This is a genomic window from Rufibacter sp. LB8, assembly GCF_014876185.1.
GTDB lineage: Bacteria > Bacteroidota > Bacteroidia > Cytophagales > Hymenobacteraceae > Nibribacter.
Genome location: NZ_JADALJ010000001.1, coordinates 357123 through 371649, shown reverse-complemented (window position 1 = coordinate 371649; position 14527 = coordinate 357123). Strand labels below are relative to the sequence as shown.

General features: G+C 50.9%; 9 protein-coding genes. 6 read left to right on the top strand and 3 right to left on the bottom strand.

The window, feature by feature from the left end; translation table 11 throughout:
• Positions 1 to 137: 137 nt before the first annotated feature.
• Both IMY23_RS01465 and IMY23_RS01460 read right to left on the bottom strand, forming a co-directional pair.
• Positions 138 to 1013: an aminotransferase class IV gene (locus IMY23_RS01465; RefSeq protein WP_225986374.1), complete on the bottom strand. Its 876-nt coding sequence runs from the start codon at positions 1011 to 1013 to the stop codon at positions 138 to 140.
• Positions 982 to 2112, bottom strand: coding sequence for a P1 family peptidase (locus IMY23_RS01460; protein ID WP_192820396.1), 1131 nt, complete (start codon positions 2110 to 2112; stop codon positions 982 to 984). Before IMY23_RS01460 ends, IMY23_RS01465 begins: the two co-directional genes overlap by 32 nt.
• A gap of 161 nt (positions 2113 to 2273) precedes the next feature.
• Between IMY23_RS01460 and IMY23_RS01455 the strand changes: the two genes are divergently transcribed.
• From IMY23_RS01455 to IMY23_RS01430, 6 genes are all read left to right on the top strand, one after another.
• Positions 2274 to 3917, top strand: coding sequence for an amidase (locus IMY23_RS01455; RefSeq protein WP_192820395.1), 1644 nt, complete (start codon positions 2274 to 2276; stop codon positions 3915 to 3917).
• A gap of 406 nt (positions 3918 to 4323) precedes the next feature.
• The gene (locus IMY23_RS01450) at positions 4324 to 7569 is read left to right on the top strand and encodes a S41 family peptidase (RefSeq protein ID WP_192820394.1); all 3246 of its coding nucleotides are present in this window, start codon (positions 4324 to 4326) and stop codon (positions 7567 to 7569) included.
• Positions 7570 to 8673: 1104 nt separating this feature from the next.
• Entirely contained in the window at positions 8674 to 9546 is an 873-nt protein-coding gene (locus IMY23_RS01445; RefSeq protein WP_192820393.1) for an ATP-binding protein, read from the top strand.
• Between the two features lie 14 nt (positions 9547 to 9560).
• Positions 9561 to 10004, top strand: coding sequence for a response regulator (locus IMY23_RS01440; protein WP_192820392.1), 444 nt, complete (start codon positions 9561 to 9563; stop codon positions 10002 to 10004).
• A 159-nt stretch (positions 10005 to 10163) separates the two neighbouring features.
• Positions 10164 to 13205 (top strand): PAS domain S-box protein, encoded by a 3042-nt coding sequence (locus IMY23_RS01435; protein ID WP_192820391.1) that lies wholly within the window; start codon positions 10164 to 10166, stop codon positions 13203 to 13205.
• On the top strand, positions 13174 to 13569 hold the full coding sequence (locus IMY23_RS01430) for a response regulator (RefSeq protein ID WP_192820390.1): 396 nt from the start codon (positions 13174 to 13176) through the stop codon (positions 13567 to 13569). Before IMY23_RS01435 ends, IMY23_RS01430 begins: the two co-directional genes overlap by 32 nt.
• 178 nt (positions 13570 to 13747) lie before the next feature.
• On the opposite strand, the gene yjjX is transcribed toward IMY23_RS01430, so the two are convergent.
• Positions 13748 to 14281, bottom strand: coding sequence for an inosine/xanthosine triphosphatase (gene yjjX, locus IMY23_RS01425; protein ID WP_192820389.1), 534 nt, complete (start codon positions 14279 to 14281; stop codon positions 13748 to 13750).
• Positions 14282 to 14527 lie beyond the last annotated feature (246 nt).

Sequence of the window (14527 nt, the reverse complement as noted above, 5' to 3'; positions counted from 1 at the left end):
CACAGGCAAAATACACGTGCCTCTTACTAAAGGAAATCCTGGTCTGCAACAATAATATCCGTTTTCGGGCTCATTTCCAGAAATGAGCCCGAAAACGGAGGTCTTTTGATGCTCGTGTTTTTTTTCTGAACCTAAGATTACTTCGCCGAGGCTATGTATTTCTCTTCCAGGCCAACCAACTTCTTCAGCAAAGAAAGCGTCACTGTACCTGGCTTGCCAATACCAATAATTTGGTTGTCTACTTGTACAATGGGTAGCAGGCGTTTGGTAGTACTGGTCATGAACGCTTCTTTGGCGGTGGCAAGCTCCTGCAAAGTGATGGGCCGGACCTCGGTTTTGTAATGGCCTTGCGCCAGTTCCAGTACATTTTTGCGGGTAATGCCTTGCAGCACGTTCAGCTCTGGCGTCACCAGCGTATTCTCTTCCGTGACCATGAAAATATTGCTTCTGGGGAATTCAGACACCACGCCGGCCTGGTGGTACAGCACGTCATCGGCATTTTGGGCTCTTACCTGCTGAATCAACTTGATGCCCACTATGTAATTGATGGTCTTGGCCGCTGCCAGTTCCCGCACGTATTCATGCGTGATGACCTTGATACCAGTGGCAATCTGCGCCTCTGAGGGCAGCGTGAGCGCATGCTGCGTGATAAGAAAGTTTGGCGTGGCCGGGTCATACCCGTTTTCTGAGTAGCCGCCGGTCAAAATCATTTTAATTCCTGCTTCGGTCTGGCCATTTTTCTGAAGTAACGCTTGAATGATAGAAGTCAGCTCTTCTTCTGAAACCGGCACGGGCAAACCCATCAGCATGGCCGAGGCATAAAACCTGTTCAGGTAATCTGGCAAAAACAGCGGTTGCCCCTGTTGCACTTTAAAGAAGTCAAAAATGCCGTAGCCCCGCTGAATGGCCAAATCACTGACGTGCAGAAAAGCGTTTTCCAGAGGAAGAAATTCCCCGTTGAGGTAGGCAATGAAAGAAGAATTACCGGACATGGTGTTTTTTAAGAATTTCAAGGGTTTTGTCTAACGGAAGCGCGGGAACCACGGTTTTGTCTTTGCCCACCATAGTTTCGGCCATAAAAAGTGAGTTGATGATGGCCTCCTCCGTGGCTTCAATGGTGGCCAGAAACAAGGGTGACATTTCATCGTTTCTCAACACTGAGATTTGCTGGGTTTTGTCTTTGGATGTGTGCGGAATCCGGAGGCCGGGGTTGGTGGAAAACGAAAGCACGTAATCGCCGCTGCCGTTAGAGGCGATGCCGCCGGTTTTGGCCAGTCCCAGCATGGCGCGTTGGGCCAGGCGTTCCAAATTACGGGCGTCTACGGGCGCATCGGTGGCCACCACAATCATGCAGGAACCGTCGGCTTTTTCCAGAATCTGCTGCCGGAAGGAGAAACGTTCCAGGGCCTCGCCCACCGGCGCGCCGTCAATCTGCAGTACGCCCCCAAAATTGGTCTGCACCAGCACGCCTACCGTGTACCCGCCCAAACTGGCCGGCAGTTTCCTTGACGAGGTCCCAATGCCGCCCTTAAACCCGAAACAGACCGTGCCCGTTCCTGCGCCCACATTTCCTTCCTGCACCGGACCGGTTTTGGCCTGGGTGATGGCTTCCAGCACATGTTCTTCTTTCACAGGTCTGCTTCTGATGTCATTGAGGCCGCCGTCGTTGGTTTCGCCTATGACCGCATTCACCGATTGCACCGTTTCATTGCCCGGTTGCCGAAGCGTAAAATCCACCACCGCGTTCAGGGCCGTGCCCACCGCCAGCGTATTGGTGAGAACAATAGGTGATTCCATATTGCCTAACTCCTTGATCTGCGTGCTGCCCGCCAGCTTCCCGAAGCCATTGCCTATAAAAACCGCCGCCGGCACTTTGTCCTGAAACAAGTTGCCGCCGTGCGGAAGAATGGCCGTAACGCCCGTCCGGATGTCCTGGCCCTGCACCAGGGTCACTTGCCCCACTTTCAGGCCTGCCACGTCTGTGATCGCATTGAGCGGACCAGTGGGCAGCACGCCAATCTTCACGCCGTATTCGCGGGCGCGCTTACGGGTTTGGGCATTGCTTTGGAGGCAGAAACTTAACAGAAAACAAAGAAAAAGCAGGTTTCGCATGGGCAGGCAACAAGTTTTAAGCGCCTAAATGTATCTTTTTCATTTGAGAACCAGATAGCCTGCGGGTAAATTTCCAGGAATTACTTCTGCAGAAATTCAGGAGTTGGGCCATTTTCAATTTGTTGCGCAATGCCTATCTTTCTAGCAAATCCAAACCACCCATGAACAGACGAAACTTCCTTAGAACCGGCTCTTTGGCCAGTATTACCTTATCGGCCTTTGGCCTGGGCGCGTGCAGCACTGCCGCCACGGGCAGCCGAACCACTAAAAGCACCGCTACCCTAGACTCCGGCCCCGCACCCGATGCCTTTCAATTAAACGAACTCACCATCCGGGATTTGCAGGTGCAGATGCAGAACGGCAAAATGTCTTCCAGAGACATCACCAAACTGTATTTAGACCGCATTCAGGCCATTGACAAAAGTGGTCACAAATTGAATTCCGTAATTGAGGTAAACCCAGACGCCCTGCAGATTGCCGAGGCCATGGACCGCGAGCGAAAAGCCGGAAAAGTGCGTGGCCCCATGCACGGCATTCCGGTTTTGATCAAGGACAACATTGACACCGCAGATAAGATGTCCACCTCGGCGGGCACGCTGGCGCTAGCCGATAACAAAGCGAGCAAAGACGCTTTCATTGTGCAGAAACTCCGTGAGGCAGGCGCCGTGCTCTTAGGCAAAACCAACCTCAGCGAATGGGCGAATTTCAGATCCACCAAATCTACCAGCGGTTGGAGCGCACGCGGCGGACAGACTAAAAACCCGTATGTGCTGGACCGTACCCCCTGTGGTTCCAGTTCGGGTTCTGGCGTGGCGGTGGCGGCTAATTTGTGCGCTGTGGCCATCGGGACGGAGACCAACGGTTCTATTGTGTGTCCGGCGGCGGTGAGTGGCGTGGTGGGTTTCAAACCCACGGTGGGCACGACCAGCCGAACAGGCATCATTCCTATCTCGCACACGCAGGACACCGCCGGGCCCATTGGCAGAACCGTGACCGATGTAGCTATTCTGTTGGGCACCATCACCGGGATTGATGCCGCAGACGCGGTGACTTCTGAAAGCAAAGGCAAAACCCAAGCAGACTACACCCAGTTTTTAGATGCCAACGGCCTGCAGGGCAAGCCCATTGGCGTGGAGAAATCTTTCCTGCAGTCCAACGCAGACATTGACCTGCTGCTCCAAAACGCCTTGGCCGTGCTCAAAAGCAAAGGCGCCACCATTGTGGAGGTGGAAGTGATGAAGGAAATCAGGAAAGTCTCCGGCTCCAGCTTCAAGATTCTGCAGTACGAATTCAAAGACGGCGTGAACAAGTACCTGTCAACGGCCAACGCCAAAGTAAAAACCCTGAGTGACGTGATTGCCTTCAACAAGCAGAACGCGGCGCAGTCCATGCCCTATTTTAAGCAGGAAATTCTGGAGATGTCAGACAAACTAGGCGACCTCAACACCAAGGAATACAAAGAGATTATTGAAAAGCAGGTGACCGGTTCGCGCGAGGCTATCAACAAAATCATGCAAGACAACAACCTGGACGCCATCACCGGTCCCACCTACGGCCCGTCTTGGTGCATTGACCTGGTAAACGGCGATTCTTTTACGGGTTATGGTTTGTCTACCCCGGCGGCTATCTCCGGCTTCCCGCACATCACGGTTCCCTTCGGGCAGGTGCAAGGCTTGCCAATCGGCCTTTCGTTTTTTGGTAAGGCGTACGCTGACGGTGAGATTTTAAAGCTGGCCTACGCTTATGAGCAAGCCTCTAAAATGCGCAAGGCTCCTACGTTTTTGAGAACTACTATTCCTAGTTAAGGAGATTCCCATTTTCGGGCTCGTTTTCAGAAATGAGCCTGAAAACAGGAATGTTGATCAGATACTTTAGAGACAAGGCAGTGCCTGGTCTCTACATAAATACCTCCCGCAAGTTACGCATTTCGTCCCCCTTTGAAGGGGGTTGGGGGATGATAAGGTCCGGTAAAAATGCATCAACTAATGAAATGCAACAAGTAAAATTGATTCTCGGAAATGCGATTATCAGCAAACGTCATCATCCCCCTACCCCCTTCAAAGGGGGACGAAATGCGTCATTCTAAAAACCCGTTTTCGGCTCCGTTTCCAGAAATGAGCCCGAAAACGGGAACCACTTCTATGTAAACCTGAACCCACTTTTAAATCCTCCAAACGGTGCCTACTTTAGAGGCCAAATCCTTTCATAACTATGTTGAAAAAACTTCTATACACGGGTGCGTTGCTGGCGATTTCCGCCGGTGGGGCAAGCGCCCAGAATTCCCCCACGTGGCTGCGCTATCCGTCTATTTCACCAGATGGGCAGACCATTGTGTTTACCTACAAAGGCGACCTGTACCGCGTGCCGGCCAACGGCGGAAATGCCATTCCGCTCACGGCGCATGAAGCGCATGATTTCATGCCGGTGTGGAGCAAAGACGGCAAGAGCATTGTGTTCGCGTCTGACCGTTACGGCAACTTTGACTTGTTCCAGATGCCCGCCACGGGCGGCGAGGCGCAGCGCATGACTTTCCATTCGTCTAATGAATATCCGTATGAATTCAGCCCAGACGGCAAGACGGTGTATTTTGGGTCTACGCGCCAAGACTTAGCCAGCAACCGGCAGTTTCCTACGTTCTCCATGCCTGAGCTGTACAAAGTAGGGTTAGGTGGTGGTCGTGTGCAGCAAGTGTTTACCACGCCCGCCGAGGATGTGAAGTTCAGCCGCAACGGCGAGGTCATGCTGTACCAGGACAAAAAAGGCGGCGAAAACCAGTGGCGCAAACACCATGTGTCATCGGTGGCGCGGGACCTGTGGAGCTTTGACACCAAAACCGGCAAGCACACCAAAATAACCAACTTCGGCGGTGAGGACCGCACCCCGGTGTTCGCCGACAATGACAAAACCATCTATTACCTGAGCGAGGAAAGCGGCACGTTCAACGTACACCGCATGGCCGCCGATAAGCCCGGCACCGCCTCTACCCAGGTCACAAAATTCACCAAGCATCCGGTTCGGTTTTTAACAGCATCCAACAATGGCGTGCTGAGCTTCGGGTTTGACGGCGAGTTGTACACCATGCAGCCCAACGGCGAACCCAAGAAAGTGAAGGTGATTATTGCCGCCGATGCCAAGACCAACAACGAACGCATTGTGCCCGTGGCCGGCAGTGGCGTGCAGAATTTGGTGGTGTCGCCAAACGGCAAGGAAGTGGCGTTTGTGTACCGCGGCGAGGTGTTCGTGTCGGCGGTGGAAGGCAACGTGACCAAGCGCATCACCAACACTCCGGAGATGGAGCGCCACGTGAGCTTTTCGCCCGATGGCAAATCGTTGATCTATTCCAGTGAGCGCGGCAAAGGCTGGAAAATTTACCAAACCCGCATCGCGCGCGCCGAGGAACCGTATTTCTACGCCTCTACCCTGCTCAACGAAACGGCCTTAATCACCAACGACAAAGACAATTACCAGCCCCAGTTTTCGCCAGACGGCAAAGAGGTGGCTTTTGTGGAAGACCGCATGAACCTGAAAGTGTACAATTTGGCCACCAAGCAGGTGCGTACGCTGCTCACCACCAATGAACTGTTTTCCATGGGCGAAAACGACCAGTACTTCACCTGGAGCCCAGACGGAAAATGGATTGCGTTTGAATTCTCTGAACCCGGTTATTGGAACGGCGAGGTAGGCTTGATTTCGGCGGATGGTAAAGGCAAGAAAATCAACCTCACCGAGAGCGGTTACCAGGACGGCTCGCCCCAGTGGATGATGGGTGGCAAACTGCTGATCTGGCAAAGTACCCGCGAGGGCATGCGCGCCCAAGCCAACAGCGGCGGTGCGCAGACAGACGTGTTTGGCATGTTCATGACCCAGGGCGCGTATGACAAATTCAGGTTGAGCAAAGAAGATTTCGCGTTGATCAAAGAGCAGGAAGAAAAAGCCGCCAAGGAGAAAGAAAAGGAAAAAGAGAAGGAGAAAGACAAGAAGAAAAAGCCGGAGCCTGAGAGCATGGCCATTGATTGGGAAGGCCTCAAAACCCGCAAGGCGCGTTTGACCTTGCATTCTTCCAGCCTGGGCGATGCCCTAGTGTCGAAGGATGGTGAGACCTTGTATTACTTGGCCCGTTTTGAGCGCGGTTTCAATCTCTGGAGCACCAACCTAAGAACCAAGGAAACCAAAATGGCCGTGACCTTGAACGCCAACCGCGCCAGCATGGACTGGGACAAAGACCAGAAAAACCTGTTCCTGCTGGCAGATGGCCGCGTCATTAAACTGGACCCCGCCACCAGCAAGCAGGAGAACGTGAGCGTGGGCGGCGACATGAACCTGAACGTGGCCGCCGAGCGCGCCTTCATGCTGGAGCACGTGTGGCGTCGCACCCAGAAAACCTTCTACACCGCCGGATTCCACGGCGCCAACTGGGAAGCGCTTAAGCCAGATTATGAAAAATACTTGCCCCACGTGAGCAACAACTATGAGTTCTCTGAACTGCTGAGTGAGTTGCTGGGCGAGTTGAACGTGTCGCACTCCGGTTCCAGCTTCTCCAACGTGCCGGCTAACGCCGATGCCACGGCTTCTCTGGGTGTTTTCTTCGACCAAAACTATACTGGTGACGGCATGAAGATAGACGAAGTGATCCTGGAAGGTCCGCTGCAGAAAGCTGGTCTGGACGTGAAAGCAGGCATGGTCATTGAGAAAATTGACGGAGAAACCCTGAGCCCCGACAGAGATTACGCGCAATTCCTGAACCGCAAAGCCGGTAAGAACACGCTGCTCACCATCTATGATCCGGCCACCAAAAAACGTCGTGACATCACCGTGAAACCCATCTCGGCGGGTGAAGAAAACGGACTTTTGTACAAGCGCTGGGTGCGCCGCAATGCGGACGAAGTTGACCGTTTGAGCAATGGCCAACTGGGCTACGTGCACATACCAGGCATGAATGACGGTAGCTACCGCACCGTGTATGAAGACGTGATGGGCAAGTACGCCAACCGCAAAGGCATGGTGGTAGACACCCGCAACAACGGCGGCGGTGACCTGGTAGCCGATTTGGCTATGTTTCTGAGCGGCAAGATGTTCCTGAACTACACCACAGATTCACGTTCCATTGGTCTGGAGCCTTCTTTCCGATGGACCAAACCCAGCATTGCGCTGGCCAACGAGGCCAACTATTCAGACGGCCACTGCTTCGCTTTCTCTTATCAGGATTTGAAGCTGGGCAAACTGGTGGGCATGCCAGTGCCGGGCACCTGTACCTTCGCAGGTTGGGAAACGCTTTCTGACAACAGCGTGCGCTGGGGCGTTCCACCGCTGGGCGTAAAAGACGTGCAGGGCCGTTACCTGGAGAACCTGCAAACCGAGCCAGACGTGAAAGTGATGAATGCATACGAACTGGTAAGCAAAGGCAAAGACCAGCAGTTGGAAGCGGCTGTGGTGGAGTTGCTGAAGGAAGTGAAGTAGAAGTTTCTTATTTGAATTTTAGAGGAGTCTGGCTAAAAGCCAGGCTCCTTTTTTTATGGTCATCCTGAGCATTCTTGAGGCGAGAGCCGAAGAGAGCGAGCGAAGCTACCAAAGGATCTAACTAAGACTGTTTGATGAAGCTCGCAATTCCCTTCGCCGTTGTTAGTGTTCATAGGGGCCAATTACCCAAACTGCGTTTCTAGCTGCTTTTGTGCACGCAGTTTGCTTTCCTTGCAAAGTTCCGCTGATCCCTTGCCTCACAAGACGGCCTTTTCCATAGCCGGGCTCCGAGCGCTCACGGCCGCGAGGCCCCGCCTTCCCCTCTCGCACTGCCCGTCTTGGCCATAACCGATATTTGTTTCATAGCCTCAGCCTTACAAGGCCAACCCGCGAGGCGCTCGATGGAAAGGCTGGAAAAGGCGCGTGTTGATTGGCAGTCTGCGTTTTTAGAACCGAGATGATAGCGTTTTTGGGCTTTGTTTTGGAAATGGAGGCTAAACTAGAAATAGTTTGCAGGTTGTAGAGACCAGGCACTGCCTTGTCTCCAACGGTTGAGGTCACAACAGACGCCTGCTCAAAAGACCTCGTAGTGCGCGCAGCTCCTACGAGTGTCTGTGCCAATTCCGTTTTTAGCCTCGTTTTCAGAAATGGGCCCGAAAACAGGAAGTTTCTTACCTTCTTTATAGTTTTAATTTAATATTGGCGCGCGTGCTTTTGAATTGAAGTAAACCAGCTAACAGTTGCTTAGGCTATTTAGCACTATCCAACCCCTATTTTGACTAACCGCAACACAATTAACCAAAAGTTTTATTACCTTTTCATGGCATATACACAACAGTGGCCCCGAATTCTAAGTAAAAATATATTTTTTGAAGAAGAACAATTCTCGGCAAAGCTTTAGTATATTATAAAATAATCCGTATTTATACGGAATACATTCACGATTTTGTCTTACTTTTACTTTAGTTTGCTTCTCCCCAATTGGCAAGGCTTCAAGAATAGCGCCCCACTGTTCTTCTTGTTTTTATCCAGTATCAAGGCAAAACTCATGTAAAGGGACTATTTTATAAACCCTACAAAAGGCTCTGCCTGCAGCATACGTATATGGACCAACCAAATTCTGCCTTCAATGGAGAGGAAAAAGCAAGCCTCACCTCAGCGCTCCTTTCGGCCAACAAACAATTGGCGCTCCAGAACGCTGAGATTGAAAGCCGGGCGGCAGAATTGATAGAAGCCAACCGGGAACTCGCTTTTCAGATACAGGAGAAAGCCAAAAGAGCAGCAGAGTTGGAGGCCGCCAATAAAGATTTAGAGTCGTTCACGTATTCGGTGTCGCATGATTTACGGGCACCGCTGCGGGCTATTAATGGTTTTGCACAGGTGCTGGCAGAAGATTTCGGGGAGCAGCTGGCGCCAGAGGCGAAGGAGCTTTTTGAGGAAATAATCGCCAACGCCAAGAAAATGGGCCAACTGATTGACAACCTCCTTGATTTTTCAAGATTAGGCAAGCAACAGGCATCAATAGGCGAAGTGAGTATAGAAAAACTGGTAAGGCAGGTAATCTCGGAGCTTCAGGTGCTGGAACCCGATATAAAACCCTCCATTACGGTTCACCCCCTGCCCAATATTCCCGGTGATCGCAACATGCTCTACCAAGTTTTCCTGAACCTGGTGTCCAATGCCTTTAAGTATTCCAGCAAAAAAGATAATCCCCAGATAGAGATAGGTCATTACACAGAGCCAGCGGCCGTGGTCTACTATGTAAAAGACAACGGCGCGGGCTTTGACATGCGCTACTCTGACAAGTTGTTTGGCGTGTTCCAGCGGCTCCATAGCAGCCATGAATTTGAAGGCACCGGTGTTGGGCTGGCCATTATACAGAAAATAGTCTCTAAACACGGCGGCAAGGTGTGGGCAGAGGGTCAGGTAGACCACGGGGCCACTTTTTACGTGGCCTTGCCCCTTGCCTCACACTAAGAAAAGTAGAAAACATGAACAACGCAGATATTCAGATTCTTCTGGTGGAAGACAACAAATCAGACGCCATGCTCACCATACGGGCCCTCAAAAAGCATAACCTGGCCAACAACCTCATTCACCTGGCCGACGGGGCGCAGGCCCTGGACTTCATTTTTGGAACCGGGGAGTTTGTGGGCAGAAACATTGACCAAAAGCCTAAAGTCATTTTCCTGGACCTTAAAATGCCCAAGGTTAGCGGCTTAGAGGTGCTGCGTATTATTAAAGGCGATGACCGCACCAAGTTGATTCCGGTGGTCATGATGACTTCGTCCAAAGAGGAGCGCGACATTATTGAAAGCCATCAATTAGGAGTCAACAGCTACGTGGTCAAGCCTGTGGGTTTTGAGAACTTCTCTAAAACCATTGCAGATCTGGGCTTTTACTGGCTGGTGGTGAACCATACGCCGCACGTGTAAAAACCATTTGGCCCCGTTTTGCGCCTCATTTAGAAAACAGAGGCCAAAAACGCCCCCTAAAGCGGCCAGGCTTTTTGCTTTGCCAAAGTTATCGCCAGCCCCCAGGTGAATTAGTGCCATGAATGTTGTGACAAGCCAACCTACCCAAAGCCCTACAATATGCCTGCTCCCTTAAAGATTGTCCATCTGGAAGATTCGCCCAGTGACGCGGCCTTGATCTGGCGGGTGCTTAAAAAAAGTGGGTTAGTGTTTGAGGCGCTGCTGGTAGACACCAAAGAAAAATTCATCTCCGCGTTAGAGACGTTTCAGCCAGACTTGATCCTGGCAGACCATTCCTTGCCTTCTTTCAACTCTGAGGAAGCCCTGGAATATTACCATGCCTCCGGCACCACCACTCCTTTTATATTGGTCACGGCCGCCATGACAGATGAATACGCCGTGAGCATGCTCAAAAAAGGTGCCGATGACTACATCCTGAAAGACAGGCCCGAACGATTGCCCATGGCCATTGAAAACGCCTTGGCCAAACACCTGCTGGAGAAAGAGCGCCAAAACCACTTACAGGAACTGATCAGCAATGAACATAAATACAGGAGCCTGATTGAAAACGGCGGCGATGTGGTGGTGATCTTGAACCAAGAGTTCACCCCTACCTATGTGTCGCCGTCTATTAGCCATGTGCTGGGATATTCTGAACAGGAAGCCTTACTATTGAACCTCCAGGAAATCATTCACCCCCAAGATGTGGAGGTGGCCATGCATACCATGCAAAAATGCCTGTCACAACCGGGCGTCCCCATGAAGGGGATGGATGCGCGCCTGCGGCACAAAAATGGCTCCTGGCGCTGGGCCGAGGCCACTCTCACCAACATGCTGCATGACCCCGCCATCAAGGGCATTGTAGATAATTTCAGGGATATCACGGAACGTAAAAACGCCGAGGATGAAATAAAACAGTCTGAGGAGCAGTACCGGCAACTCTTTAATTGCAGCCCGCTGCCCAAACTTATTTTTGACCCGCAGACCTTCAAGATTCTTGACGCTAATCAAGCAGTTGTTGACCACTATGGTTATACCCGGTTAGAATTGTTGCAAATGACCTTCTTAGACCTGTTGCCAGAACAGGAAGCCGTTCGCACCAAAGCTACCCTTCACCAGTTATCCTCAGAAAATGGCACGCTGAATTACGGGGCTTTTGAAAACACCACTAAAAACGGCACCCCACTTAAAGTAGAAATCTCTGGGCACCACTTGCTGTATAAGCAAACCAATTGCCTCATGGTAGTTTGCCAAGACATAACAGAGAGGGAAAAAGCAGAGCAGGCCCTGCTGCAAAGCAACGCGCGGTATGAACTGGTCTCTAAAGCTACGTCAGACGCCATCTGGGACTGGGACCTTAACACAAATGATTTCTACTGGAGTGAAGGCGTGGAATACCTGTTCGGCTACAACGTCAAAGAGCTAAACCAGTCCCAGCGCACATGGTCTAGCAACGTGCACCCCGCAGATTTATCCCAAACCAGAGCCCATATCAATGCTGCGCTCAAAAGCGAAGACACCCACTGGGAGGCAGAATACCGGTTCAAAAAAGCCAACGGAGATTATGCCTTTGTCTCAGACCGGGGCTTTATCATCAGAGACACGCAGCAGAACCCTGTTAGGATGGTGGGCGCCATGCAAGACATCACCAAACAGAAACAGTTGGAGAAGCTGCTCAAAGAAGCCTCGGTGCTGGCCCGCATTGGTACTTTTGAGGTAGATATGACCACCATGGACGTTTTCTGGTCAGACATTACCAAAGAAATACATGACGTGCCCCAGGACTTTACGCCAGACGTGGCCACGGGAATCAACTTCTACAAAGCCGGTGCAAACCGAGAAATCATTTTCAACGCTTTAGAAGCCGCCTTCCAGAAAGGTACTCCCTTTGACCTGGAATTGCTCATCACCACCGCCACCGGCAAAGACCGCTGGGTGCGCATAATTGGTCAGACAGAAATCATTGACCAAAAAGTTACCCGTTTCTACGGCAGCATTCAGGACATAGACGCCATGAAAAAAGCCGAACTGGAAATGCTGGAGGTGTACAAAGAAAAAAACGTGATTCTGGAAAGCATTGGCGATGCTTTCTATGCGCTCACCAAAGAGTGGGTAGTCACCTACTGGAACCAGCAGGCAGAGAAGCTCCTGGGCCGCAGCAAAGAAGAGATGAAAGGACACAACCTGTGGGAAAAATTTCCAGACGTAGTAGGCACCCCTTTCTATGACTACTATCAAAAGGCGATAAACGAAGATAAAATCCAACATTTTGAGGCCTTTTATGACAAGGCGCAGTGTTGGTTCAGTGTCACGGCCTACCCTTCGGGCAGCGGGCTTTCTGTCTATTTTAAAGACGTGACCGAACGTAAGCAGAAAGACCTGCACCTACTGGAACTCAACGAAAACCTGCACACGTATACTGAAGAATTGATTGACGCGAACAAAGGCCTGGAGCAATTCTCATACATTGTGTCACATAACCTGCGGGCGCCGGTGGCCAATATCATGGGGTTGGTAGATTTAATGGATCTTCCAAACAACCCCCAAGAAGCCAAAGACAATCTTCTCAATGCCCTCAAAATCAACATAAAGCGTCTGGACAGCGTGATTATTGATTTGAACACCATTCTCACGGTCAAAAAAGACATCGCTGAAAACAAGGAGTCTATAAATCTCACGGACCTAGTGGTGGGCATTACGTCCAGCATTCAGCACCTCATTACCCAGGAAAATGTAAAGATTAGCACTGATTTTTCTGAGCACCCAGAAATTGTGACGGTCAAAAGTTACCTGCACAGCATTTTCTACAACCTTATTCTAAACAGCATTAAATACCGCCAGCCCGGCCTTCCGCCGCACATAGAAATAAAAAGTGCCCGAGTGAAAGACGGCATGCACCTAACCTTTAAAGACAACGGCCTGGGAATTGACCTGGTCAAAAAGAAAGATCAGCTGTTTGGCCTGTACAAAAGGTTCCATTACCACGTAGAAGGCAAAGGACTTGGTCTGTTCATGGTCAAAACGCAGGTAGAGGCACTGGGTGGCAAAATTTCGGTTCAAAGCGAAGTAAACCAAGGTGTGGAATTCACCATCTTATTCAAAAGCAACGTTTCAAGTAAAGCACGCACACATGAGCACGCCTTCCACCTACATCATAGTTGACGATGACCCTACCAACAACATGATCTGTGAGTTCATCATTCAGCGGTTTAACTCCAAGGCACAGGTCACTTCTTTTCTGGAGCCCGAGGCCGCCCTGGCTTACATTTCACATCCTGATGCAGTTGATACGCAGCAAACCATCATGTTTCTGGACATCAACATGCCGTCCATGACGGGCTGGGAATTTCTGGAATTGTACCAAAGCTTTAGTGAAGACCTCAAGAAGAAATTCACCATTTATATTTTATCATCGTCCCTGGAAATCTTAGACAAGGAAAAGGCCGCCAACAACCCATGGGTGGCCGGGTTTCTATCTAAACCGCTAGAGTTTAATTGCCTGCAAGAAATCATGGACAACCGCTAATTATTTGCAAGGCAACCTAGATCTAGTAATGTCAACCCGATACTTTGCTGTAGCATAGTGCTGGCAACGCTGCCTGATTCAGCTTACTGGATTAAACTTCCGTTTTCGGCTTCATTTCCAGAAATGAGCCCGAAAACGGGACCATTCCTCAATTGGTTTCCTAACGAAACAGGGATTGTCAGTAAAGTTCTGGATTCTGGAACGGCACCAAAGCCAATACCACCGCCTGCTCGTAGAGTTCTTTCCGGCCCAGGGCGCCGTGACTCAGAATACCAATGGCCCCGCCTTTTTGCTTGGAGTTGACCTGGCTGAAAATCTGGTCGTTGGCCGGGCCCAGTTCCACGCCCTGGTTCACCAAGTCGGCTACTTTCTGGGGCAGGAAAAACGTGCCTGACCGGGCTTTGCCCCACGTGGTACCTGCCTTCACCACTACCCAGGCAAAAGAGGCCAACTCATGGTGAACCTGCTCCACACCGCCTTCCAGACCAATCCAAAAATCAGCCTCCGGTCTTTGCGTAAATGCATTTTCTACCCGGTTAAGGGCGCCTTGCAGCGTTTCCTGGTCGGTCATGGGTTGGTCGGCCACGCCGGAGGGCACTTCTAGCGGTACGGCTTCAAACTGGTCATGCGGGAACATGCGCTGCAACCCGGCCAGGGCGGCCTGTACTTTCACGGGATTGGCAGACGCCACCACCACTTTTTTGCTGGACATAGCAGGTTTTTTTTAGGAGATTGAATTTCCGTTTTCGGGCTCATTTCTGGAAACGAAGCCAAAAACGGAAACCGCTTGCAACCGGCTTATTTCTGCTGCGCAAGTAAGGATACTTTTGTCAAGCATGAAAACAAATTAAGCATCTCTTCTTCGGTTTAAGTTGATTTTTTAATTCTAAAAAGAAATAGGTAACCAGAATTCGACCTTAAATTAATGCGTTGGTCCGCCAAAAGCTACAGCGCTATA